Origin of the sequence: Rhizobium atlanticum (assembly GCF_030182485.1) — a bacterium.
In the GTDB taxonomy this organism is placed as follows: domain Bacteria; phylum Pseudomonadota; class Alphaproteobacteria; order Rhizobiales; family Rhizobiaceae; genus Rhizobium.
Genome location: NZ_JAQJCJ010000013.1, coordinates 207,915 through 230,548, shown reverse-complemented (window position 1 = coordinate 230,548; position 22,634 = coordinate 207,915). Strand labels below are relative to the sequence as shown.

Sequence of the window (22,634 nt, the reverse complement as noted above, 5' to 3'; positions counted from 1 at the left end):
CGGCTCCGATGGGAGCGCCGCTTCTCAAAGAAGAATATTCCGTTCCCGGCGGGATCGTTGTCCCGCTCTTGTATTAAGGCCCGTAATTGTCGTGATCGGGCCCTTTCTTCGTTTTTAGATTATCACCTGCGCTGCGCCATATTTTCCGAAAAGGCGCCATCAAGCGGCACAAAATACCGAATCTGGCGGTTTCGCGATATTCTCAGGCTCGCAGCGCCCGACGCACATCCGGGTCCTCCAGCGTCTCGTCCAGCGTCAAACGCGTGCGATCGACGATCGCATCGATTTCGGTTTCGGTGCAGCATAGCGGCGGCGCGTAGCCAAGAATGCCATTGCCGAAGGCGCGGATGACGAGGCCGTTTTCCCAGGCGCGATCGAAGATGCGGCGCGCCGGCTCGGCGGATGCCGGCAGCGGCGTCCTGCTGGCTTTGTCGACCACGAGTTCGATGGCAGCGAGCATGCCGCGCCCGCGGACATCGCCGACGAGCGGGTGGTTCCTCAGCGATTCGAGCCCCTGCATCAGCCGCTTCCCGGCCTTGACGCCATTATCGAGAAGGCCGTTTTCGTAGAGCTTCAAGACTTCGAGGCCGACGGCGGCGCTGACAGGGTGGGCCGAATAGGTAAAGCCATGACCAATCGCGGTGGTGCCTGCCCCGTCGGCGATCGTCTCATACACGTGATCGGCCATGAAGACGGCGCCCATTGGGACGTAGCCGGAGGTGAGGCCTTTGGCGGTCGTCATAAGATCAGGCACGACCTCTTCCTCACTGCAGGCAAAAAGGGGCCCCGTCCGGCCAAAGCCGGTGATCACCTCATCGGCGACAAAAAGGATGTCGTGCTCGCGGCAGAATTCCCGCATCGCCTTAAGCCATCCCTTCGGCGGCACAAGCACGCCGCCCGAACCCTGGATCGGTTCGACGTAGAAGGCGGCGACGCGATCGGGCCCGATCGCCTCGACTTTGTTTTTCAGCGCCGCGAGCGAAGCCTCGATGATCGCCTGCGGGCTATCGCCGGCGGGGTTACGGTAGGCGTAATGCGACGGAATTTTATGCTGCCAGTCGAAAGGAAGGCCAAAGCCGGCATGGAAGGCAGGCAAGGCGGTCAGGCCCGCACCCACCGTCGAGGAACCGTGATAACCCTGTTCGACCGAAATGAACTGATCGCGTTCGGGCCGTCCTCGGGCATTCCAGAAGTAGCGAATGAAGCGAACCGTGCTGTCCACCGCGTCGGAGCCGCCGAGCGTGAAGTAGACATGGTTCAGATCCCCCGGCGCCCGGTCGGCAAGTTCGCCTGCGAGCCGGATCGCGGGCTCGGAGCCGAGGCCGAAATAGGCGGTTGCATAGGGAAGCTCCCGCATCTGCCGGGCCGCCGCCTCGACGATGCTGTCGTGGCCGTAACCGGCGTTGACGCACCACAAACCGGCGAACCCGTCTATCAATTGTTTGCCCGAGGCGTCGGTGACCGTTGCTCCCTTGGCGGAGGCCAGCACGCGCACGCCATGTTTTTCATGACTGCGGTAGGATGCCACCGGATGAATGAGATGGGCACGATCGAGTTCGATGAGCGAGTTGCTGTACATGGGATCTCCGGATCAGCCGAGGGCCTGGTTGGCAAGGGCAAAGGTGGTGACGGTCCGGGCGGCGAGGTCGCCGACCGAGGGCTTTTTCATAACGATCCCGCCGTCGACATGGGCTAGCCCCATCGTGACGAGCGATTGAGAGAGTCCAGTTTCGGCTATCGTATCCACCCTAATGAACCGTCCTGCCCGTGCGGCGATGTGATGTTCGATGAGTTTCCTGGCGTCTTCTATATTCGCGGCGACCACGGGTCCGATCACCTCGCCGCGCCCGAAGGGACGCAGGCAGGCGAAACCCGAGACACCGCCGTCGCGGCGAATGACGGCGAATTCGCCCACCTGTGCGAGATAGGAGATGAGCTTTTCTCGATCGGCGCCGAAGGCAAGACGGTCTAGCTGAGTGATGGAAGAGAGATCGTCGGCGGTGGCAGCGCTCGTGCCGACCGGCGCGCCGATTTCTCCGGCAAGGCCTTGGTGCTGCGCCACGGTTCCGGTTTCTTGGAAGCCTAGCTTCTGGTAGAGCGGCAGGCCCGCCGTTGTCGCCACGAGCCGCAGCGGCCTGTCGCCTGCGATCTGCAAGGCGGCATCCATCAGCCTGCGACCGAGGCCACGGCCGCGCATGGCTTCGTCGACGATGACCATGTTGATGGTCGCGCAATCTTGCCTGTAAGGTGTGACGAGCACGGTGCCGACGACCCTGTCGTTCTCGATTGCGACCACGCCTTCGCTCAAGGCGAGGGCCATCTGCCAGTCCTGCGGCCGATGAGGCCAGCCCGCCTGTCTGGAGAGTGCAACGGCTGCCTTCAGATGATCTGGGCTAAATGCAGCGATTTCGATCTGGCGTGTTTGCATCGGGCCGTCCTTCATGTCCTGCCCGCAAGTCTGCCGGAGCCCCGGCGGGCAGATCGTCTGAAGGCCGCGGTTCAGGCAGTATCTTATGGCTTTACGCCATCGGGCTGCCGCATCTTATGCTAGAGCCGGACGATATCCATGCTGTCCAAAACCGGCTGGGGCCGGGTCGCTCGGGTCGTGGGGCAGGTCAGTGCATCATCGCCAGCGCTGCCGCAAAGAAGTCGTCGCCGCCGAAATTTCCGGATTTCAATGCCAGAAGCATGTCGCCCTGCCGATTGCCCACCGTACGCAGCACCGGCACGCCCGGAGCAATCTCGGGGCCGATCAGAAATGCCGGGATGGCAAGCCTGTCGACGGCGGCTCCGGAGGTTTCGCCGCCGGCGACCACCAGGCGGCGCACGCCTCTCTCAACCAGTTCGGCTGCAATGATCGAGGTCGCGGTCTCGATCGCGTGGCCAGAGGCCTCCCGCCCATATTGCGATTGCAGCCGGGATACCGTTTCCGGCGTCCCGCTCGCGGCGACTATGACAGGACCGGCGGAGATGCGGTCTCCGGCCCAGGAAACAGCGGCGGCGATCTCATCCGGGCCTGACATCAGCAGCTCCGGATCAAGCCGCAGCACAGGCATCGACCGTTCGGCGACCTCGAGCTGGCGTAGCGTTGCCTTCGAACAACTGCCGGCAACGATCGCCGAAAACCCGCCGACAGGGCAAATAATGTCTTCAGCTGTTGCACCGCCGGATATGCGGCCGGAACGGACGAGCGCCCGGGCAAGGCCGAGGCCAAGGCCGGAGGCACCGGTTGATACCGGCATTTCAAGCGCGATCTCGCCGAGCGTTTCGAGATCCGTTTCGAAAATCGCGTCGGCGATAGCCATGCTCACGCCTGCCGTGCGCAGCGCATCGGTCCTCGCCCTCGCGGCGGCAGGGCCGGCCGCGACGGCTGCCAGATCGATAAGTCCGACGGCGCCGCGAGATTGCCGGGCGAGAACCCGCACGAGATTGGCATCGTGCATCGGGTTGAGGGGGTGGTCCTTGAGCGGGCTTTCGTTCAATGGTTGGCCCCCGACGAAGAGGTGGCCGAGATAGACGGTTCGCCCGGTTTCAGGAAAGGCCGGCGAAACCAACACGCTGCCGCCGCCCGCAGCATCGCGCAAAGCCTCGGTGACAGGACCGATATTGCCGGCATCGGTGGAGTCGAAGGTTGAGCAGATTTTGTAAAGCACATGGCCGGCCCCCCGCTGGCGCAGCCATCGCTCGGCTTCCGTAGCAGCCGTCACGGCCTCAGAGGCAGGGACCGAGCGGATTTTCAGGGAAACGACGACGGCATCGACGTCGGGCAGCGCGAGCGAGGGATCGGGGATGCCGACCGTCTGCACCGTGCGCAGGCCGTTCTTTGTCAGCGTGTTGGCGAGATCCGACGCGCCCGTGTAGTCGTCAGCAATCGATCCGAGTGAAATCGTCATTATCTAGCTCCGTGCAAAAGGGGCGAACCAGCCTAGACCGTCCAGCGTGCGACCCCGCGGAATATATTCGCAGCCGATAAAGCCGTCATAACCCAGGCAGTCGATTTCGCTGAAGAGATAGGGATAATTCAGCTCCTCCCCATCCGGCTCGTTGCGGGACGGCACACTGGCGATCTGGATATGGCCTGTAATCGGCAGCAGGCGCCGCAATGCCATGGCGACGTCCCCATGGATGATCTGACGGTGATAGATATCGAATTGGAGCTTCAGGTTCGGCAGGCCGCATTCGGCGATCAACCGCTCGGCAATGTCGAAATCGTTGAGGAAATATCCCGGCATGTTGCGCGCGTTGATCGGCTCAAGCAGAAGATCGATTCCCTTTTCTCCGAGCCGGCCGGCGGTATAGGCGACGGAGCGCCGATAGCTGGAAGAGGCGTCCTGATCATCAGAATCGGCGATGCCCGCCATCAGGTGCAACCGTCTGACGCCGGTCGCCGCCGCATAGTCCAATGCCCGCTCGACATTGGCCTTCAGCTCGTCGAAACGTCCGGGAAGGGCCGCGAGGCCGCGTTCGCCTGCACCCCAGTCGCCTGGCGGCAGGTTGAACAGGGCCTGCTGCAGATTGTTGCGGGCGAGCCGTTCGGCGATGGCCTCCGGTGCGGCTTCATAGGGAAAGAGATATTCGACGGCGGCAAAGCCGGCGTCGGCTGCGGCATCGAAACGGTCGAGGAATGCCCATTCGTTGAACATCATCGTCAGGTTGGCGGCGAAAACAGGCATGATGGCTTCCTTTACAGGCCCAGCGGTTCCTTGACGGAACCGGGCAACTCCGCGCCGGAAAGCTTGGCGTAGAGGCGTGCGAGTGAGGAGTCGTCGTCGCGGCCCATGCCGGCTCCGGCCGCCGCCAGATACATTTGCAGAGCGGCTGCCGCGAGCGGTGCCGGATATCGTTCGGAGCGGGCCATATCCTGGACGATACCGAGATCCTTGACGAAAATCTCGATGCTGCTGAGCGGCGTATAGTCTCCGGCCAGCACATGCGGCACGCGGTTTTCGAACATCCAGGAATTGCCGGCCGAAGCCGTGATCACCTCATAGACCTTGTCGAGGTCTAGGCCCTGCTTGGCCGCAAAGCTTATGGCCTCGCACGCGGCTGCGATATGCACCCCGGCGAGAAGCTGGTTGATCATCTTGAAAGCGGCGCCGGTTCCGGCCGCGTCGCCGAGCTCGTAGACCTTGCCGGCCATGGCCTCGAGACCCGGCCGCGCGGCATCGAAAGCCTGCCTGGAGCCGGAAGCCATGATCGTCAGCTCGCCAAGCGCCGCCTTCGCCGCGCCGCCTGATATAGGCGCATCGAGATAGTGCAGACCGAGGGCCTCGGCCCGCCCCGCCAGATCGCGCGCGACGGCCGGATCCATGGTTGCCGAGGAGATGAATACGGCGCCCGCCTTCATCGCAGCCGCAACGCCCTGTGCCCCGAACAGTACGGCCTCGGTCTGCGCGCCATTGACCACCACGCAGACGACGATGTCAGCCTCCCTGGCGGCGTCGGCAGGAGTCGCCGCACCACGTCCGCCTTCGGCGACGAAGCGGTCCACTGCCGCCGGCGTTACGTCATATCCGATGACGTCGAGACCGGCGCGCTTCATCGAGCGAGCCATTCCCAGGCCCATGGAGCCAAGTCCGATCACGGCCGCGATGATGGTGGGGCCTGAATGTTCGGCAAGCGGTGTCATAGGAGTTTCTCCAGTCTTGCAAGAGCCATGCCTTGGCGGCGATAAGCGATCTTTTGGCAGCGCTGCCATTTTCCTACTCCCTTTTGGCAGCGCTGCCAACTGCAGATTGGCAGCGCTGCCAAAAATATCTTGCTTCTGGTCGGAAGAGATGAAAAATGACTGTCGCAGACGAGGCGTCCCGAGGATAGCTTCGCGCTCCAGATGCCGGGTTCAAAATTGACCATGGAATTCAAAAATCAGGCGACGGTGACCCTTGCAGAGGTCGCGCAAGCGGCCGGCGTCGGCGAGAGCACGGTGTCGCGCGTGCTGCGCAATCACGGATCGTTTTCTGGCAGAACGCGGGAGCGGGTAATGGCTGCCGTCGAGCGGCTGGGCTATGTCCCGAACCGGATCGCCGGAACGCTTGCCTCCACAGGTTCGCGTCTTGTCGCCTTCGTCATTCCCTCGCTGTCTAACATCGTATTTTCCGACGTGCTGCGTGGAGCGGGTGCCGTTCTCGAAGAAAACCGCTATCAGGCAGTCTTTTCGGTGACGGACTATGATCCGGGAAAGGAGGAGGCGCTCGCAACCGCGATGCTTGCCTGGCGCCCGGCGGCAGTGATGCTGGCGGGCTACGAGCACACCGACGGTACGGCGAAGATGCTGCGCGCCAGCGGATGCCGGGTCGTCGAACTGCTCGATCTGGATGGCGATGCCCTCGATATCGCGGTCGGCTTCTCGAATCGCGCGGCCGGGCGGGAGAGTGCTGCCTTCCTGCTCAGGCGGGGCTACCGCCGGATCGGCTATGTCGGTCACGACCTGGACCGCGACACCCGCGCCGGCAAACGTTTCTTGAGCTTTTGTGAAACTCTTGAAGCCAACGGCACCCCCCTCATCGCCCAGGAAATCCTCGCGGACGCTTCCTCGGTCGAAAACGGCAAGCAGGGACTGGAGCGACTGCTCGCACGTGCGACCGGCCTCGATGCGGTCTACTTTTCCAACGATGACATGGCGCTCGGTGGTTATTTTCATTGTCTCGCTCAAGGGATCGCCATTCCCTCGCAGCTCGCCATTTTCGGCTATAACGGGCTCGATATCGGCCGGGCAATCCCGCAACCCTTATCGACCATCCGCACGCCGCGTGTGGCGACGGGGCAGATCGCCGCTGAGCTGGTCGTCGCCAACGCGCCGCCGCAGGCCATCGATCTCGGTTTTGAACTGATCGAAGGGGCAACTGCGTAACCTGGAGGAACCGCCATGTCTGACACGCGCCTGCGTGAGGAAATCTGCCGATACGCTCGCTCGCTATTCGAGCGCGGGCTGACGCCCGGTTCGTCCGGCAATATATCGTTGCGGCTGGAGGACGGCGGCTGGCTGGTGACGCCGACCAACGCGTCGCTCGGTTTTCTCGACCCGGCCCGGCTCTCCAGGCTCGATGCGCAAGGCCGTTTGCTGTCCGGCGACAACCCGACCAAGGAAATTCCGCTTCACACCGCCCTCTACGATACACGCGGCAGCGCTCGCGCCATCGTTCATCTTCACTCCACCCATGCGGTGGCGCTGACCATGCTGCCGGAGATCGATCCGCGTGCCGCCCTCCCACCGATGACGCCATATTATCTCATGCGCGCCGGTCAAACGGCCTTGGTGCCGTATTATCGTCCTGGGGATCCGGCGGTGGCTGACGCAATCCGGGGACTGGCAGGCAGATATTCGTCGGTGCTACTCGCCAATCATGGACCTGTTGTCGCCGGTGACAGCCTGGAGGCGGCGGTCTTCGCGACCGAGGAACTGGAGGAAACGGCGAAGCTCTATCTGCTGTTGCGCAACCTCAATCCCCGTTTCCTCAGCCCGGCTCAGGTGACCGATCTCGTCAATACCTTCGGCCTCGATCTTCCGTCGCATCATGACCACGATCACGACTGAACCCGAGCGGCGCGCAACCTTCTGCCAAACGCCGCTTTCGATACGATAGATTCTGCTTCGGATGCCGCCAATTCGGGTAAGCCACGGATAAAGCGGTGCCTATGATTGTGAAACATCCCGGTTCCAATCATTCAAGGATAGACAGATGACGACGTTCCGCCCGAAATACATCACCTTCGACTGCTACGGCACGCTCACCAACTTCCAGATGGCGGAAGCGGCACGCGATCTCTATGGCGACCAACTCGAGGAGCCGCGCATGGCGGAGTTCGTCAGGAATTTCGCCGCTTATCGGCTGGACGAGATCATGGGCGCCTGGAAGCCCTACGCCGAGGTGGTGCACAATTCGCTCGAGCGGACATGCAAGCGCAACGGCGTGACGTTTCGCGACGAAGCAGCGCAAATGGTTTACGAGCGTGTTCCCACCTGGGGGCCGCATCGCGATGTGCCCGAGGGCCTTGCCAGAGTTGCCAAGGAAATTCCTTTGGTCATCCTGTCCAACGCCATGAACTCCCAGATCATGTCGAATGTCGAAAAGCTCGGCGCGCCCTTCCACGCGGTCTATACCGCTCAGCAGGCCAATGCTTATAAGCCGCGCTTCCAGGCTTTCGAATACATGTTCGACATGCTCGGCTGCGGGCCAGAGGACGTGCTGCATTGCTCGTCCTCATTCCGCTATGATCTGATGTCGGCCCACGATCTCGGCATCAAGAACAAGGTCTGGGTCAATCGCGGTCACGAGCCGGCAAATCCCTATTACGGCTATGTCGAGATTCCCGACATCTCCGGCTTGCCTGGCGTTGTCGGCCTCTGACGGAGATAAGAGGATGCAGTTCCAGTCCTACTGGCACGACACGGCGCGTGCTTTTGCCGATGCGGCCCAAGGCCCTGTCGAAGGACATTATGATGTCGCCGTGATCGGCGCGGGCTTTACCGGGCTTGCAGCGGCGCGCCAGCTTGCTAAAGCCGGCGTCAAGGTCGTCGTACTGGAGGCCGAACGGGTGGGCTGGGGGGCATCAGGGCGCAATGGCGGCCACCTCAACAACGGACTGGCTCACAGCTTCCTGTCCGCGAAGTCAGCGCTCGGTGCGCAGAAGGCTATGGCGCTCTATCGGGCGTTCGATGAATCCATCGATACGATCGAGGCGATCGTCATCGAGGAGGGCATCGATTGCAATTTCCGTCGCGCGGGAAAGCTCAAGCTTGCCTCCAAGCCTCAGCATTTCGATGCCATTGCCCGCAACTTCGAGGCTGTGCATAGAGAGGTCGATCCGGAGACGGCGCTTCTTTCGGCGAATGACTTGAAGAGTGAGGTTGGCTCGCCCTTCCATGGCGCCATGCTCTCGAAAAAGAGCGCGATGATGCATATGGGCCGCTATGTCACCGGGCTCGCCGCCGCGGCCGTCCGCCACGGCGCCGTCATCTTCGAAAAGGCTGCCGTGACCGAACACAAGCAGGGCAATGGGCGCCACAGCCTTGAGACGAGGCGGGGCGCCGTCACGGCCGACCACGTGTTGGTCGCTACAGGCGCCTACACGCCGTCGCTCTTCGGCTATTTCCGCCGCCGGATCATTTCCGTCGGCAGCTTCTTGCTCGCTACCCGTCCGTTGAGCGACGCCGAAATCGCAGCGACGATGCCGGGAAACCGGACCTGCGTCACCTCGATGAACATCGGCAACTATTTCCGGCTATCGCCGGACAAGCGGCTGATCTTCGGCGGCCGCGCACGCTTTTCCGCCACGTCTGATCAGCGGTCGGATGCAAAGAGTGGCGATATCCTGCGCGCCGGCCTGTCTGAAATCTTCCCGCAACTTGCCGGCGTCGAGATCGATTATTGCTGGGGCGGGCTCGTCGACATGACGAAGGACCGCTATCCGCGCGCAGGTTACGTCGATGGCGTGTGGTACGCGATGGGCTATTCCGGCCACGGCGCCCAGCTCTCCACCCACCTCGGCATGATCATCGCCGACGCCATCATGGGCAAGGCGGACCGCAATCCGGTAAAGGGGCTCGATTGGCCTGCCGTTCCCGGCCATTTCGGCAAGCCGTGGTTCCTGCCGGTCGTCGGGCTCTACTACAAGACACTTGATCGCTTCATGTAAGCGCCGCGTGGCGAGAGCGGCTCAGTCATTCTCGCACCTGTGTCGCAAAATCTTGCAGCAGGGGTGACAGGCAGAATCCAAAGATCCGTGGCTTGCGATAGCGTTTAGGAAGGGCGCCGGAATGAACTCCCGGCGCCCCTTTGTTTTTGCTGTCGGTCAGGAGAGACCGCCGATGTGGAAGCTCTTCATTTCCAGATATTCCTCAATGCCGCATTGTGCGCCCTCGCGCCCGAGGCCGGATTGCTTGACACCGCCGAACGGAGCGACTTCGGTCGAGATGGCGCCCGTGTTCAGCCCGATCATGCCGAACTCGAGCGCTTCGCCCACCCGCCAGGATCGTTTCAGGCTCTCCGTGTAAAAATATGCCGCAAGGCCGAAGGGGGTGGAATTTGCGATGCGGATCGCCTCCTCCTCGGTGTCAAAGCGGAAGAGCGGGGCAACGGGTCCGAATGTTTCCTCGGTGGCAAGCTGCATGTCGGTCGTTGCGCCGCCGAGCACCATCGGCGCCGCATATTGATCGCCGCCCGGCATAGAGCCGGCGGTGGCGAGGATCTTGGCTCCCTTTTCCACCGCATCGTCCACGTGACGCTTGATCTTCTCGATCGCTGCCTTGTTGATCATTGGCCCGATATCCGTTCCGGCCTCCGTGCCTGCCCCTACCTTCATAGCAGACACGCGCGCGCCGAGCTTGGCGGCAAAGGCATCGTAGACGCCGGACTGGACGAGAAGACGATTGGCGCAGACGCAGGTCTGACCGCCATTTCGGAATTTGGACGCGATGGCGCCCTCTACGGCGAGGTCGAGATCGGCATCGTCGAACACGATGAAAGGCGCGTTGCCGCCGAGTTCGAGACTGAGCCGCTTGATGCTGTCAGCGGCACCCCGCATCAACAGCGAACCGACGCGGGTCGAGCCGGTGAAAGAGATCTTGCGGACGGTCTGGTTCGTCATCAGTTCGTCGCCGATTGCGGCCGGCATGCCGGTAACGATGTTGATCACCCCCTTGGGGATGCCGGCGCGCTCCGCCAGTACGGCGAGCGCCAATGCCGAGAAGGGGGTCAGCTCCGATGGCTTGATGACCACCGTGCAACCGGCCGCAAGCGCAGGCCCCACCTTGCGGGTGATCATCGCATTGGGAAAATTCCACGGCGTGATGATCGCCGATACGCCGACGGGCTCCTTCAGAACGACGATCCGCCGGTCCGCGATAGGCGAGGGGATGGTCGTTCCGCCAATGCGGCGCGCTTCCTCGGAAAACCATTTGATGAATGAGGCGCCGTAGCGGATTTCGCCCCGTGCCTCCGTCAGCGGCTTTCCCTGTTCCGTCGTCAGGATCAGCGCCAGGTCCTCGATATTGTCGAGCATCAGGTCGTGCCAGGCTTCGAGCAGGGCGGCGCGCTCGGCATGGGTCTTTGCCCGCCATGGACCAAACGCTTTTTCCGCCGCCACGATAGCGGCCCGTGTGTCGGCTCCGTCCATGTCGGGCACGCTGCCCAGCACAAGCTGCGTCGCCGGATCGATCACCTCGATCGTGCGCCCGGCTGCGCCCCCGCACCATTCTCCGTCGATGAGCCCCTGCTGACGCAGCAGGCTTGCATCCTTCAATCCGTTCATCTTGTTCTCTTTCATCGAAGCATCCTCTCCACAATTGCGGGCGCAAAACCGCAGCGCATCTTGCGCCACCTGCTCTAGCCGAGTGCGGAAAGCACCGAGGCTGTGATCGCCTGCGTTTTGTCCTTGCCGGGAACGACGCCAATGCCGCGCACCGTCGTCGCCTCGATCGCGGCCATTACCCTGCCAGCGGCGGTCGCCTCTCCAAGATGCTCCAGCATCATCGCGCCCGACCAGATGGCAGCGATGGGATTGGCAATTCCGAGATGAGCGATGTCGGGCGCGGAGCCGTGGACTGGCTCGAACATGGACGGTGCGGAACGGTCAGGATTGATGTTGGCGGATGCCGCGAAGCCGAGCCCGCCCTGGATGGCAGCGCCAAGATCGGTCAGAATGTCGCCGAACAGGTTGGATGCGACCACGACATCGAGGCTCTCAGGCGCCATGACCATACGGGCGGCCATGGCGTCGATGTGGTAGCTCGTCACCTCGATATCCGGATATTCTTCCGAGAGCCTGTGGGTGATTTCGTCCCAGAAGACCATCGAATATTTCTGCGCGTTTGACTTGGTCACGGAAGCGAGTTTGCCGCGCCGCGCGCGTGCCTGCTCGAAACCGAAACGCAGGATGCGTTCGACCCCCTTGCGGGTGAAGATGGAGGTTTCGACTGCCACCTCGCTGTCGGTGCCCTGATGGACGCGGCCGCCGGCGCCGGAATATTCTCCCTCGGTGTTTTCACGGATGCACAGGATATCGAAGTCTTGCGACCGCAGCGGTCCCTGCACACCGGGCAGCAGCTTGTGCGGGCGGATGTTGGCATATTGTACAAAAGCCTTGCGGATGGGCAGCAGCAGCCCATGCAGCGATACGGAATCCGGCACCTTGCTGGGCCAGCCGACAGCGCCGAGCAGGATGGCATCGAAAGACCTCAGGGTCTCGATCCCGTCGGCCGGCATCATGCTGCCGTTTTCGAGATAATAGTCGCAGGACCAGGGGTAGCGGGTCGCTTCAAGAGAAACACCGCTCGCTCCGGCTGCCTTTTCGAGCACGGCCCAGGCAGCATCGGTCACGTCGCGGCCGATGCCGTCTCCCGGCAGAAGGGCAATCCTGTAAGTCTTCATCTGAGCTCCTTAAAGGCTGATGAGCACGCTCTTGCTCTTGCGGTTGGCATGATAGGCTTCGCGGCCGAGGTCCTTGCCGATGCCGGACTGCTTGTAACCGCCGGTCGGCAGGATATGGTCGCGCGACCTGCCGTAACGGTTGACCCAGACGGTGCCGGCCTGCAGGCGCCGGGTGAGGCGGATCGCCCGCGACAGATCACGGGTAAAGAGACCCGCCGCCAGCCCATAGGATGGGTGGTCGGCCAGCCGCAGCGCCTCCTCTTCATCCTCGAAGGTCTGGATCGTCAGGACAGGTCCAAAGATTTCCTCGAGAACCGCGGGCGATGTTGCCGTCACTCCCGAAATCAGCGTCGGCGCGTAGAAATATCCCTCACGATCGTGCCGGCGGCCGCCGGTGAGGCATTCGGCGCCGCCGGCGATGGCGGCGCGGATGATGCCGTCCATACGGGCGATCTGGCGTTCGGAGATAACGGGTGAATAATCGGTCGTTTCCTCCCAGGTCGGCCCTGGTCGGATTGCCGCCAGTCTGGAAAGCAGTGCCGCTGCGAGCGCGTCCGCCACCTTCGCGTCGACGATGAGACGAGATCCGCATATGCAGGCCTGGCCGGCATTGGACAAGATGCTGGCGGCGATGGCGCCTGCCGCAAGATCGAGATCGGCATCCGCGAAGACCAGTTGCGGGCTCTTGCCGCCGAGCTCCAGCGTCATCGGCTTCACGCCCGTCCTGGCAATATTGGCCATGATCGCCGCGCCGGCCGCGGTCGAACCGGTGAAGCTGACCTTGGAAATTCCCGGATGCCCGGTGATGGCGGTGCCGGTGATCGGGCCGTCACCCAGCACGACGTTGACGAGGCCGGCGGGCAGGCCTGCGCGTACCGAAAGCTCGGCAAGAAAGAGCGTCGAAAACGGTGTCATCTCCGATGGCTTCAACACCACCGCATTGCCCGCCGCCAGCGCCGGGCCAAGCTTCCAGCCCGCCATTGACAAGGGGAAATTCCAGGGTGTGATGGCGCCGACGACGCCATATGGCTCCGTCACGATCATGCCGAAATTTGCGTCGTCGGTCGGGACGAGATCGCCCCCTTCCTTGTCGGCGAATTCAGCAAAGAAGCGGATCTGCTCGGCGGTGACGGCGATATCGCCGGCGACGAGATGGCCGACCGGTCGGGTCGAGGAAAGCGCTTCAAGCCTGGCAAGTGTCTCCGCCTCGGTTTCGATCAGGTCAGCCCAGCGCTGCAGCGCCTTGGTGCGCTCGCGCGGCCGCACACCGCCCCAATTGCTTCTATCTAACGCCCCCCTTGCCGTCTCCACGGCTTGGTCGACAAGGGCTGCGTCGGCAAGCGGACAGCCGGCATAGGCCTTGCCGTCGGACGGCCGGTGCATATCGATGACGGCTTCGGCCGGAACCAGACGGCCGCCGATGAAGTGTCCGATGGGCAGGGAGATCGAGTTCGGATCGAAGCTGAGTGTCATTGCGTATCCTCGGCATGAGCTGAGGTAAGCCTAGCTTGGGAAAGCGAGCAGCATGCATCGACCGGCGGTGCCGGGGCGGCGAAAAATTGCGTTTTCGCCGCCGCCATCAGTTAATTCTACGGCGTCACGTCACGGTCACGTAAATCTTGCGCACCGTCTCGAGCGTCTTCCAGACGCCGACGAAACCCGGCTTCATGACAAAACTGTCGCCGGCCCTATAGACCACCGGTTCTCCGCCTTCCGGCGTGAGTTCGACCAGGCCGGAAAGGATATGGCAGAACTCGAAGGTCTCGCCCTTGATCGAACGGGTCTCGCCGGGCGTTGCCTCCCATACGCCGGTATGAACGGTGTCTGCGCGAGCAACATCCTGCGCCCAGGTCTTGAAGGTGGGGTTGCCCGCGATCAGACGCTCGGGTAGGGGGCCGGACTCACGCGGCGCATGGGACGGGTTGGTGTCGATTGTCTTGAGCAGGGACATGGCGTTCCTTTCGAGGTGTGGATGGTTGGTGAGATGATCAGTAGCCGCGGCTGCGATCGATCAGCCCGATCGGGTCGAGGCCCGCCCGGTGCCGTTTGATGTTGGCGATCACGGCGGCCGCAGCGGTTTCGGCTTGGGTGACGCTGGCAATATGCGGCGTCAGTAAAATCTTGGGATGGCTCCAGAAGGCGTGGCCGGATGGCAGCGGCTCCGGATCGGTAACATCGACGACGGCGCCGGAGAGATGTCCGGCGTCAAGGGCTGCGACGAGCGCCTGGTGATCGAGCTGGGCGCCGCGACCGACATGCACGAGTGCGGCCCCGATCGGAAGCCTGGCGAAAAGCTCGGCATCCAGCAAGCCGCGCGTCTCCTCGGTCAGCGGCAGCATGCAGACGAGAATGTCGGTGGTAGCAAGCAGGGTCTCGAGTCCCTCGCCGCCACTGAGGCACCGAACGCCGTCGATCGCGCGCGGGGTGCGGCTCCAGCCGGACATCGGAAAGCCGAAAGGACGCAAACTCTCAAGCACTGCGCTTCCGAGCATGCCGAGCCCGAGCACGCCGATGCGGCGTTGCGCCGCCTGAACGGCTGCGATCGGTTGCCAGATCCCGCGGCGCTGCTGGTCGAGATAGGCCGGCAGGTCGCGATGGAGCGCGAGGACGGCGAGCGTCACATATTCCTGCATCATTCTGACGATGCCGTCCTCGACCATCCGCACCACCTTGACCTGCGCAGGCACGGCGTCGATGCGGAACTGGTCGATGCCGGCGCCGATCGAAAACAGGATTTCGAGGTTGCGGTAGCGGGCGAGATCATCCGGCACGGTCCAGGTGATCAGGTAGCGCACAGCCTCCGGTTCGACCGAAGCCGGATCCATGGCGAAGGCCATGTCGGGCAGCTCGCGCGCGAAGGCGTCGGCGAATATCGCGCCGCGCTTCGCATCGGAATTGAAGAGAAAGGTCATCGCAACGGCTCCTTGATCTGACGTCAGGCGGTGCAACGTCGGGCGAGTGCCTCGATCATGCCCTGGCAGGCCAGGAGCTCGCTCGCTAGGATGAATTCGTCCGGTCGGTGAGCACGGGCGATATCGCCCGGGCCGCAGATGATCGCATCCATGCCGGCGCGCTGGAAAAGGCCGGCTTCCGTGCCGTAGCTGACGGCGGCGAGCGGCTCGATACCAGTGAGTTCGCTAAGCAAGTGAGCAAGCGGCGCATCGGCTGCCAGCGACAGCGCCGGATAGGCGCTGAGTTCGCGCCATTCCGACTGGAAGCCGCGTTGCGGCAGCGCCTCGGCCATCGCTCGCAGCGGCGCCAGCAGCGTGGCCGGGTCGATTCCAGAAACGGCCCTGGCCTCGAACTCGGCTTCGCAGCTATCGGGAATGATGTTGATCGCCTGGCCGCCCTTCAATGTGCCGACCTGAAGCGAGGAATAGGGCGGTTCGAACACAGGATCGAACGGACCCTGCGTCAGCCGCTCGGCTTCGGCGCTGGCGCAAGCTAAGACCTCGGTCATGGCGTGAATGGCATTTAGTCCCTGGTCCGGGCGGGAGGAGTGGCCGGAGCGGCCCCTGACAGTCAGCCGAGCGGCGGCCTTGCCCTTGTGTGCGCGGATCGCCCGCATGCCGCTCGGTTCGCCAATAATCGCGCCGAGCGGATGTGCACAGAGCTCAGGCAGGCGCGCGATCATGTGCGGAACGCCGCGGCAGCCTGCCTCCTCATCGTAGGAAAAAGCGAGGTGGATGGGCCGGCGGAGGCGCGCCGCCGCGAGTGCGGGGACGGCGGCAAGCACGACGGCGAGAAAGCCCTTCATGTCGGTGGTTCCGCGACCGTAGAGGCGGTCCGCTTCGGCGCGGAGACGGAACGGATCGCTGCTCCACCCGCCTTCCACGGCGGGAACGACGTCCATATGGCCGGAGAGGATGTAGCCCGGCGTCTCGCTTGGGCCGATCGTTACGAAGAGGTTCGACCGGTCGCCCTCGGGGCCGGCAATCTCCGTGGCGACAATACCGTGGCTTTGCAGGTAATGCCTGATCCACCCAACGATCTCGCCGTTCGGCGTGCCGACGACCGAGGGAAAGCCGACCAACCTTTCGAGGATTTCAACTGCCTGCATGTGCGTCCTCGCATCGCGGGATATAGAGTTGCACCGGCCCACTCGCGGGCAACGGCGCAGCCGGCGGTGGGGTCTGTCAATGACTGTAGGGACTTGCCCAGGCTTTATTTGCCGAAACTGCATCGGATTTGGACGATTGTTGTGTTTGCACGGGCTTCGCCAGTGAATTGTATCGCGCAATCCGTCCTAATCTCGACGAAGGAACTTCCGGGCGCAGCTTTCCCTAAGGGTTGGCCGGACAACGCCGCAGGAGGGCGGGAGTGAGTGCACTGACATCCGAATCCAGGTTGGTCGATAGTTTCGAGACGCGCATAACCGGGATCGACAGCGTCGATCTCGACGAACTGCATGCGCTTTCGATGTCCGTCGCCTGGCCACACCGCCGTGAAGACTGGCAATTCCTGCGCGAATTCGGGCAGGGCATTGCGGCCATCGATGAAATCGGCCGCATCCTGGGCTCTGCGATGTGGTTTCCCTATGATGGCCGGTTCGCCACGATCGGTATGGTGATCACCTCGCCGCGCCTGCAGGCCAATGGCGCCGGGCAGTGGCTGATGGGCCATGCGCTCGACCAGGTTGCGGGAAGAAATCTTGGGCTGAACGCGACGCGGGCGGCGCGACGCCTTTATCTGGCCTTGGATTTTGTCGGTGAGGCGCCCGTGTTTCAATGTCAGGGCGAAGCGACAGTGCCGCAGAATGTGGAACTGCCGGCCGGTGCCGCGATACGGCCCGTGGAAGCTGAAGATCTGGAGGCGATCGCGGAACTGGATCGCGTTGCCTTCGGCACGGACCGCACGCTGCTTCTGACACGGCTCATGGCACATTCCAAGGGCGTCGTATTGGTTCGCGCCGGCCGGATCGAGGCCTTCTCGCTTTGCCGAAGGTTCGGGCGCGGCCATGTCGTCGGCCCGGTGGTGGCGGTCAGTGACGCAGACGCAAGTGCCGTCGTTCATCCGCATGTGCTAGAGCATGCGGGGTCATTCCTGCGCCTCGATACGCGCGAGAAGGCCGGAATATTCGCCGATTTTCTCTCCCGCTGTGGCCTTGCTGTCTTTGACTTCGTGACAACCATGTCGCTGGGCGACCCTTGGCTTCCAATTCCGGGAGGTCATGTGGGGCATCGGCCGAAAACCTATGCGCTGGTCAGCCAGGCGCTCGGCTGACGGAAATTAAGCGCCGGGATAAATGGGCATGGCGGCCGAAGCCTCGATACGTTCGGCTTCGGGTCGGAAGGAACGATATTGCCACAGGCCTTGCGCCGTTTCCCGCCGGTATACGGTATCGAGCCAGAACACCGTGTCATCGATCGGCAGGACAGGATGCCAAGCATATGCTCAGCCGATCGAGCGCAGCCCGAGGTAGGCCGCCAGGCTAATGGCAGAAAGCGCGATGGTCAGACTGGGGCGGGCGTCGTCGAACATTGCCGCCAGCAAAAGGCAGAGCATCAGCACGACGGATTTGGCCCAGAGATTTTGGTCGGAGATGGTAAAGGCGACTGCCGCCAGAAAGACCGCGCTTGCGACGACCGTGACAGGAGCGGATTTCTCAGCGAGGTCGCCGCCGGGAAAATACGGCAGAAGAAAACGCCGCATGCTCAGGCCTGAAGCGACGCTTAGAAGAAGGCAGGTCAAAGCAAGGTGCAGCATATGGTCGGCGCCGGTCGTTCTACGATCAGCATAGAGACGCAATCTCCATGCCAGCCGAAAAAACGCTCGGTAGCGGGGCCGATCCCGGACTTTGCGTGGCTATTTCGGTGGCGTCTCGATCTTTTTTTCGGCAATCACTTGGCTGTCCGGCCTGCCGATGGCACGGACATTATGAGAAGGTCGCGCCCGGGAGCCCTCACGCTGCCCCGATTCCGGTTTTTGCGCCTGTGTCTAAACCCGCTTGAGCTCGGGTAATGATTTTTATATAGAGAACGATGACTCGCTTTAGTTCCGAAAAAGAGATTTTTATTGGACCTTTCGTCAATCGAGATATTCCTCGCTGTAGCCAGCGATCGCAGCGTTACGAAGGCTGCAAAGGCCGTCGGGCGGGTGCCGTCGAATGTGACGACGCGCATCCAGCAATTGGAGGAGGACCTTGGCGCTTGCCTGTTCAGCCGTGACGGGAAGAAGATGACGCTGACGCGGGAGGGCGAAACCTTTCTCGCCTATGCGAATCGCCTGATGGCGCTGGCGCTGGAAGCGCGCCAGGCCGTGCGGCCTCTTGCCCCGTCGGGAACATTGCGGGTTGGCACGATGGAGAGCACGGCGGCAAGCCGGCTGCCGGCGGCGTTGACGCAATTCAACCAGATGTGGCCCGACGTGTCGCTGCATCTGACGATGGGCGCGTCTCGCGATCTCGCCCGCGATGTTCTAGCCGATGCGCTGGATTGCGCGCTTATTGCCCGCCCACCGAAGGCGATGCGGGAGGAGGATCTGGATTTCGATGCCGAACTCGAGGCGCTGGAGATGGAGACGGTCTTCATCGAAGATCTGTTGATCGTGCTGCCATCCGGGCATCCCGCGATCAAATCCGCGGCCGACCTGCGTGTCGGGTCGCTCGCGGCTTTGGAACCCGGCTGCACCTATCGCCGGATTGCCGAGGATTGGGCGCGCAAATCGAGCGGCCTGCCGACGATCGAGCACGGTTCCTATCATGCGATCCTGGCGAGTGTTGCGACCGGAAATACCGCGGGTGTGATCCCAAGGTCCGTTCTCGATATCATGCACTGGCCGACTTCCGTTCAAACCCATCAGCTCGGGCCGGTCGAGACCCTGCTGGTTTACCGCAAGGACGATTGCCCTAGCGCCTTCAGTGCCTTTCATGAAGTGCTTGGCGCAACCAAAGGCAGAGATGTCAGGCTGGCGGCAAACTAGCTCCGGCGTCTCATCCTCCACCTCCAGATAATCCTCACTCCCAATTGGTCTTCGCATGCAGTTTCCCGTTTCACCGAAGGTAGGGCCGAGCCGTTTTCGCCGCTTTCGATTGTTTTCGCCCATTCTGGCCGGCGCGACGCTAAGAGAACGATTGATCGCCTGTTTCGGGGCCTTGCTGGGCATCGGTCTCACTGGCGTCATCAGCGGTTATCTGTTCGGTCAGGGGCCGCATCTTCCGCTGATCGTCGCGCCGATGGGGGCGTCGGCGGTGCTGCTTTTCGCAGTGCCGGCAAGCCCGTTGGCTCAGCCATGGGCGATCGTCGGCGGCAATACAATTTCCGCCCTGATGGGGATTATTGCGGCGTATTTCATTCGTGATCCGATCATCGCGACGGGCGTCGGCGTTTCGCTGGCGATCGGCGCAATGTCGTTCACGCGATGCCTGCATCCGCCGGGAGGGGCTGCGGCACTGACCGCCGTGCTCGGCGGCCCCGTGGTTGCCGGGTGGGGATTCCTCTTTCCCTTCGTGCCCGTCGCTTTGAACTCCTGCATTCTCGTCGGGCTCGGGCTGCTGTTCCACAAGCTTTCAAGGCGGAACTATCCGCATGTCGTGCCGAAGCCGGCGGAGAACACCCACCAGACGATCGATCCGCCATCCGCCGCGCGGGTGGGCTTTCGCGAGGAGGATGTCGATGCCGCCCTCGAAGCGCTCGACGAAACATTCGATATCGATCGTGCGGACCTCGGGAGATTGCTGCAGCAGGTCGAGCTGCAGGCGGCGATCCGATCGAACGACAAGATCAGCTGCGCCGAGATCATGTCGCGTGATGTGATCGCCATCGGCGAGACCTCCGAGCCGGACGCCGCGCGACATCTTCTTTTGAAGCATAATATTCGCACCCTGCCGGTGAAAGATCAGGAAGGCCGTCTGATCGGCACTGTCGGCTTGCGCGAATTGTTTGGGGGCGGCGATACGATTGCCCACGCGATCTCCAAGCCGGCGGTGGCAAGAGCTTCGGATCTCGCCCTGTCGCTGCTGCCGGTTCTGACGGACGGGCGCACCCATGCCGTCATCGTCGTCGACGACGACCACCGGATCCTCGGCCTGATATCGCAGACCGACCTTTTGAGCGCCGTGGCGCGGCTGCTGCCGAACGACGGCGATACGATCGCGGCTGTGGCGTGAAACGTGCGGGGCGGCTCGGATTGCTGCCGGCCCGTCACGGCCGCCGAAGGCGACATGCCTTCGGCGTCAGGCCTTCCGATATGATCTCGGCTATGAGCTGAAGCGGATCCGGGATGCGCTCGTCATCGATTGCCTGCCGGCGCAGCCACCGGCGTAGTCGGGCGTCCGTTTGTCTCAAACAGGCCGCGGGCCGCCTGAACCATCGACTGCAGATGATTGGGATCGCGCACGCCCTGTCTGTAGAGCTCGATGATGATGCTCGCCATTCGTTCGGCTTCGTCGCTGTCTCTTGCCACTGCGTAATCGGCGCTGAGCTTGTCGAAGACGCGTTGGCAGGTTTCGAGATCGCGGGAGTCCAACGGCACCTGCGATCGGCTTAGGATCGTTTGAACCATCTTCATTCTCTCGGAAAAGGCCCGCCCGGCGTGTCCGGGCGAGCCTGAGACCCTGACTTAAAAGTCCATACCGGCGCCGGGCGGCATTGCCGGAGGAGCATCCTTCTTCGGCTTCTCGGCGATCATCGCTTCCGTCGTCACCAGCAGGCCGGCGATGGAGGATGCATCCTGCAGCGCGGTGCGAACGACCTTTGCCGGATCGATGACGCCCTGCGCGTAGAGATCGCCGAATTCGCCGGTCTGAGCATTCCAGCCATAGGAGAAGTCGCTCTTCTCGCGCAGCTTGCCGACGATGATAGAGCCTTCGGCGCCGGCGTTTTCGGCAATCTGTCGAGCCGGGGCCTCGAGCGCACGGCGGACGATGTCGACACCCACGCGCTGGTCGTCATTGGCAGTCTTGATATTGCCGAGCGCCTTGACCGCGCGCAGCAGCGCCACGCCGCCGCCTGGCAGGATGCCTTCCTCGACCGCTGCCCTTGTTGCATGCAGCGCGTCGTCGACGCGATCCTTTTTCTCCTTCACCTCGACCTCTGTCGAGCCGCCGACGCGGATGACGGCAACACCGCCGGCGAGCTTGGCGAGGCGTTCCTGCAGTTTCTCGCGGTCATAGTCGGAGGTGGTTTCTTCGATCTGGGCCTTGAGCTGGGCAATGCGGCCTGCAATCTCCTCCTTCGAACCGACGCCGTCGATGATCGTCGTGTTTTCCTTCTCGACCGTGATCTTTTTTGCCCGGCCGAGCATGTTGAGCGTTACATTCTCAAGCTTGATGCCGAGATCTTCGGAGATGACGGTGCCCGCGGTCAGGATGGCGATGTCTTCCAGCATGGCCTTGCGGCGGTCGCCGAAGCCGGGCGCCTTGACGGCAGCGATCTTCAGGCCGCCGCGCAGCTTGTTGACGACGAGGGTCGCAAGGGCTTCGCCTTCGACGTCTTCAGCGATGATGAGGAGCGGCTTGCCCGACTGAACGACAGCTTCGAGGATCGGCAGCATCGACTGCAGGTTCGACAGCTTCTTCTCATGAATGAGAATATAGGGGTCCTCGAACTCGACCCGCATCTTGTCGGCATTGGTGACGAAGTAGGGGCTGAGGTAACCGCGGTCGAACTGCATGCCTTCGACGACTTCGAGTTCGGTCTCGGCGGTCTTGGCTTCTTCAACGGTGATGACGCCGTCATTGCCGACCTTTTGCACGGCCTCCGCCAGGAAGCGGCCAATTTCGGCGTCACCATTGGCGGAGATCGTGCCGACCTGGGCAATTTCGGCATTGTTGGATATCTTGCGGGCGTTGGCCTTCAGTTCTTCGACGATCGCGCTGACGGCGAGATCGATGCCGCGCTTCAGGTCCATCGGGTTCATGCCCGACGTGACGGCCTTGGCGCCCTCCTTGACGATCGCCTGGGCGAGCACCGTCGCGGTCGTGGTGCCGTCGCCGGCGATGTCGCTGGTCTTCGAAGCGACTTCGCGGACCATCTGCGCGCCCATGTTCTCGAACTTGTCTTCGAGCTCGACTTCCTTGGCGACCGAGACGCCGTCCTTGGTGATGCGCGGCGCACCGAAGGACTTGTCGATCACGACGTTGCGGCCTTTCGGACCCAGCGTCACCTTTACGGCGTTGGCCAGGATGTCGACACCGCGCAACATCTTTTCGCGGGCTTCGACGCTGAATTTGACTTCTTTAGCAGCCATGTCCTCACTCCTTCATCGGCAGCTTGCGCATGTCGCCAAGTGTACAGCGGTTTTGCGAGGACGACATGCGTAGAAATT

At 62.6% G+C, this 22,634-nt stretch carries 21 protein-coding genes; 7 read left to right on the top strand and 14 right to left on the bottom strand.

Features of this window, described 5'->3' with window-relative positions; translation table 11 throughout:
* Positions 1-202: 202 nt before the first annotated feature.
* The 5 genes from PH551_RS20145 to ltnD all read right to left on the bottom strand — a co-directional run bounded on the left by PH551_RS20145 (position 203) and on the right by ltnD (position 5,629).
* A complete protein-coding gene (locus tag PH551_RS20145) occupies positions 203-1,579 on the bottom strand; it encodes an aspartate aminotransferase family protein (protein WP_285194601.1) in 1,377 nt (458 codons plus the stop codon).
* Between the two features lie 12 nt (positions 1,580-1,591).
* Positions 1,592-2,428 carry a GNAT family N-acetyltransferase gene (locus tag PH551_RS20140; RefSeq protein WP_285194600.1) on the bottom strand — a complete coding sequence of 279 codons (837 nt, stop codon included), beginning with the start codon at positions 2,426-2,428 and terminating at the stop codon, positions 1,592-1,594.
* A 187-nt stretch (positions 2,429-2,615) separates the two neighbouring features.
* A complete protein-coding gene (gene otnK / locus PH551_RS20135; protein WP_285194599.1) occupies positions 2,616-3,893 on the bottom strand; it encodes a 3-oxo-tetronate kinase in 1,278 nt (425 codons plus the stop codon).
* Between the two features lie 3 nt (positions 3,894-3,896).
* On the bottom strand, positions 3,897-4,673 hold the full coding sequence (gene otnI / locus PH551_RS20130; protein WP_285194598.1) for a 2-oxo-tetronate isomerase: 777 nt from the start codon (positions 4,671-4,673) through the stop codon (positions 3,897-3,899).
* Positions 4,674-4,684: 11 nt separating this feature from the next.
* A complete protein-coding gene (gene ltnD / locus PH551_RS20125) occupies positions 4,685-5,629 on the bottom strand; it encodes an L-threonate dehydrogenase (protein WP_285194597.1) in 945 nt (314 codons plus the stop codon).
* 222 nt (positions 5,630-5,851) lie between these two features.
* On the opposite strand from ltnD, the gene PH551_RS20120 reads away from it, so the two are divergent.
* The 4 genes from PH551_RS20120 (at position 5,852) to PH551_RS20105 (ending at position 9,636) form a co-directional block, all read left to right on the top strand.
* Positions 5,852-6,850: a LacI family DNA-binding transcriptional regulator gene (locus PH551_RS20120; RefSeq protein ID WP_285194596.1), complete on the top strand. Its 999-nt coding sequence runs from the start codon at positions 5,852-5,854 to the stop codon at positions 6,848-6,850.
* 15 nt (positions 6,851-6,865) lie between these two features.
* Entirely contained in the window at positions 6,866-7,534 is a 669-nt protein-coding gene (otnC, locus tag PH551_RS20115; protein WP_285194595.1) for a 3-oxo-tetronate 4-phosphate decarboxylase, read from the top strand.
* Positions 7,535-7,679: 145 nt separating this feature from the next.
* On the top strand, positions 7,680-8,348 hold the full coding sequence (locus PH551_RS20110; protein WP_285194594.1) for a haloacid dehalogenase type II: 669 nt from the start codon (positions 7,680-7,682) through the stop codon (positions 8,346-8,348).
* A 13-nt stretch (positions 8,349-8,361) separates the two neighbouring features.
* Positions 8,362-9,636, top strand: coding sequence for an NAD(P)/FAD-dependent oxidoreductase (locus tag PH551_RS20105; RefSeq protein WP_285194593.1), 1,275 nt, complete (start codon positions 8,362-8,364; stop codon positions 9,634-9,636).
* Between the two features lie 156 nt (positions 9,637-9,792).
* Here PH551_RS20105 and PH551_RS20100 read toward each other — a convergent pair whose 3' ends face one another.
* The 6 genes from PH551_RS20100 to argE form a co-directional block, all read right to left on the bottom strand.
* Positions 9,793-11,250 (bottom strand): NAD-dependent succinate-semialdehyde dehydrogenase, encoded by a 1,458-nt coding sequence (locus PH551_RS20100; protein WP_285194652.1) that lies wholly within the window; start codon positions 11,248-11,250, stop codon positions 9,793-9,795.
* 74 nt (positions 11,251-11,324) lie between these two features.
* Entirely contained in the window at positions 11,325-12,368 is a 1,044-nt protein-coding gene (locus PH551_RS20095) for a tartrate dehydrogenase (RefSeq protein WP_285194592.1), read from the bottom strand.
* A gap of 9 nt (positions 12,369-12,377) precedes the next feature.
* Positions 12,378-13,841 carry an aldehyde dehydrogenase family protein gene (locus tag PH551_RS20090; RefSeq protein ID WP_285194591.1) on the bottom strand — a complete coding sequence of 488 codons (1,464 nt, stop codon included), beginning with the start codon at positions 13,839-13,841 and terminating at the stop codon, positions 12,378-12,380.
* A gap of 124 nt (positions 13,842-13,965) precedes the next feature.
* Positions 13,966-14,319: a cupin domain-containing protein gene (locus PH551_RS20085; protein ID WP_221127150.1), complete on the bottom strand. Its 354-nt coding sequence runs from the start codon at positions 14,317-14,319 to the stop codon at positions 13,966-13,968.
* A gap of 37 nt (positions 14,320-14,356) precedes the next feature.
* Complete coding sequence (locus PH551_RS20080) at positions 14,357-15,280, bottom strand: 2-hydroxyacid dehydrogenase (protein WP_285194590.1); 924 nt, start codon at positions 15,278-15,280, stop codon at positions 14,357-14,359.
* Positions 15,281-15,303: 23 nt separating this feature from the next.
* Complete coding sequence (argE, locus tag PH551_RS20075; RefSeq protein ID WP_285194589.1) at positions 15,304-16,428, bottom strand: acetylornithine deacetylase; 1,125 nt, start codon at positions 16,426-16,428, stop codon at positions 15,304-15,306.
* 260 nt (positions 16,429-16,688) lie between these two features.
* On the opposite strand from argE, the gene PH551_RS20070 reads away from it, so the two are divergent.
* Entirely contained in the window at positions 16,689-17,591 is a 903-nt protein-coding gene (locus PH551_RS20070) for a GNAT family N-acetyltransferase (protein ID WP_285194588.1), read from the top strand.
* 171 nt (positions 17,592-17,762) lie between these two features.
* On the opposite strand, the gene PH551_RS20065 is transcribed toward PH551_RS20070, so the two are convergent.
* The gene (locus PH551_RS20065; protein ID WP_285194651.1) at positions 17,763-18,074 is read right to left on the bottom strand and encodes a hypothetical protein; all 312 of its coding nucleotides are present in this window, start codon (positions 18,072-18,074) and stop codon (positions 17,763-17,765) included.
* A 309-nt stretch (positions 18,075-18,383) separates the two neighbouring features.
* On the opposite strand from PH551_RS20065, the gene PH551_RS20060 reads away from it, so the two are divergent.
* Entirely contained in the window at positions 18,384-19,289 is a 906-nt protein-coding gene (locus PH551_RS20060; RefSeq protein WP_285194586.1) for a LysR substrate-binding domain-containing protein, read from the top strand.
* Between the two features lie 55 nt (positions 19,290-19,344).
* Complete coding sequence (locus PH551_RS20055; RefSeq protein WP_285194583.1) at positions 19,345-20,475, top strand: HPP family protein; 1,131 nt, start codon at positions 19,345-19,347, stop codon at positions 20,473-20,475.
* 122 nt (positions 20,476-20,597) lie between these two features.
* On the opposite strand, the gene PH551_RS20050 is transcribed toward PH551_RS20055, so the two are convergent.
* Both PH551_RS20050 and groL read right to left on the bottom strand, forming a co-directional pair.
* On the bottom strand, positions 20,598-20,870 hold the full coding sequence (locus tag PH551_RS20050; RefSeq protein WP_285194582.1) for a hypothetical protein: 273 nt from the start codon (positions 20,868-20,870) through the stop codon (positions 20,598-20,600).
* Between the two features lie 57 nt (positions 20,871-20,927).
* Positions 20,928-22,556: a chaperonin GroEL gene (groL, locus tag PH551_RS20045; RefSeq protein ID WP_285194581.1), complete on the bottom strand. Its 1,629-nt coding sequence runs from the start codon at positions 22,554-22,556 to the stop codon at positions 20,928-20,930.
* Positions 22,557-22,634 lie beyond the last annotated feature (78 nt).

Coding starts and splice junctions, on each gene's coding strand:
- PH551_RS20145 (WP_285194601.1), bottom strand. CDS start 1,579: ATGTACAGCAACTCGCTCATCGAACTCGATCGTGCCCATCTCATTCAT.
- PH551_RS20140 (WP_285194600.1), bottom strand. CDS start 2,428: ATGCAAACACGCCAGATCGAAATCGCTGCATTTAGCCCAGATCATCTG.
- otnK (WP_285194599.1), bottom strand. CDS start 3,893: ATGACGATTTCACTCGGATCGATTGCTGACGACTACACGGGCGCGTCG.
- otnI (WP_285194598.1), bottom strand. CDS start 4,673: ATGCCTGTTTTCGCCGCCAACCTGACGATGATGTTCAACGAATGGGCA.
- ltnD (WP_285194597.1), bottom strand. CDS start 5,629: ATGACACCGCTTGCCGAACATTCAGGCCCCACCATCATCGCGGCCGTG.
- PH551_RS20120 (WP_285194596.1), top strand. CDS start 5,852: ATGGAATTCAAAAATCAGGCGACGGTGACCCTTGCAGAGGTCGCGCAA.
- otnC (WP_285194595.1), top strand. CDS start 6,866: ATGTCTGACACGCGCCTGCGTGAGGAAATCTGCCGATACGCTCGCTCG.
- PH551_RS20110 (WP_285194594.1), top strand. CDS start 7,680: ATGACGACGTTCCGCCCGAAATACATCACCTTCGACTGCTACGGCACG.
- PH551_RS20105 (WP_285194593.1), top strand. CDS start 8,362: ATGCAGTTCCAGTCCTACTGGCACGACACGGCGCGTGCTTTTGCCGAT.
- PH551_RS20100 (WP_285194652.1), bottom strand. CDS start 11,250: ATGAACGGATTGAAGGATGCAAGCCTGCTGCGTCAGCAGGGGCTCATC.
- PH551_RS20095 (WP_285194592.1), bottom strand. CDS start 12,368: ATGAAGACTTACAGGATTGCCCTTCTGCCGGGAGACGGCATCGGCCGC.
- PH551_RS20090 (WP_285194591.1), bottom strand. CDS start 13,841: ATGACACTCAGCTTCGATCCGAACTCGATCTCCCTGCCCATCGGACAC.
- PH551_RS20085 (WP_221127150.1), bottom strand. CDS start 14,319: ATGTCCCTGCTCAAGACAATCGACACCAACCCGTCCCATGCGCCGCGT.
- PH551_RS20080 (WP_285194590.1), bottom strand. CDS start 15,280: ATGACCTTTCTCTTCAATTCCGATGCGAAGCGCGGCGCGATATTCGCC.
- argE (WP_285194589.1), bottom strand. CDS start 16,428: ATGCAGGCAGTTGAAATCCTCGAAAGGTTGGTCGGCTTTCCCTCGGTC.
- PH551_RS20065 (WP_285194651.1), bottom strand. CDS start 18,074: ATGCTGCACCTTGCTTTGACCTGCCTTCTTCTAAGCGTCGCTTCAGGC.
- PH551_RS20055 (WP_285194583.1), top strand. CDS start 19,345: ATGCAGTTTCCCGTTTCACCGAAGGTAGGGCCGAGCCGTTTTCGCCGC.
- PH551_RS20050 (WP_285194582.1), bottom strand. CDS start 20,870: ATGGTTCAAACGATCCTAAGCCGATCGCAGGTGCCGTTGGACTCCCGC.
- groL (WP_285194581.1), bottom strand. CDS start 22,556: ATGGCTGCTAAAGAAGTCAAATTCAGCGTCGAAGCCCGCGAAAAGATG.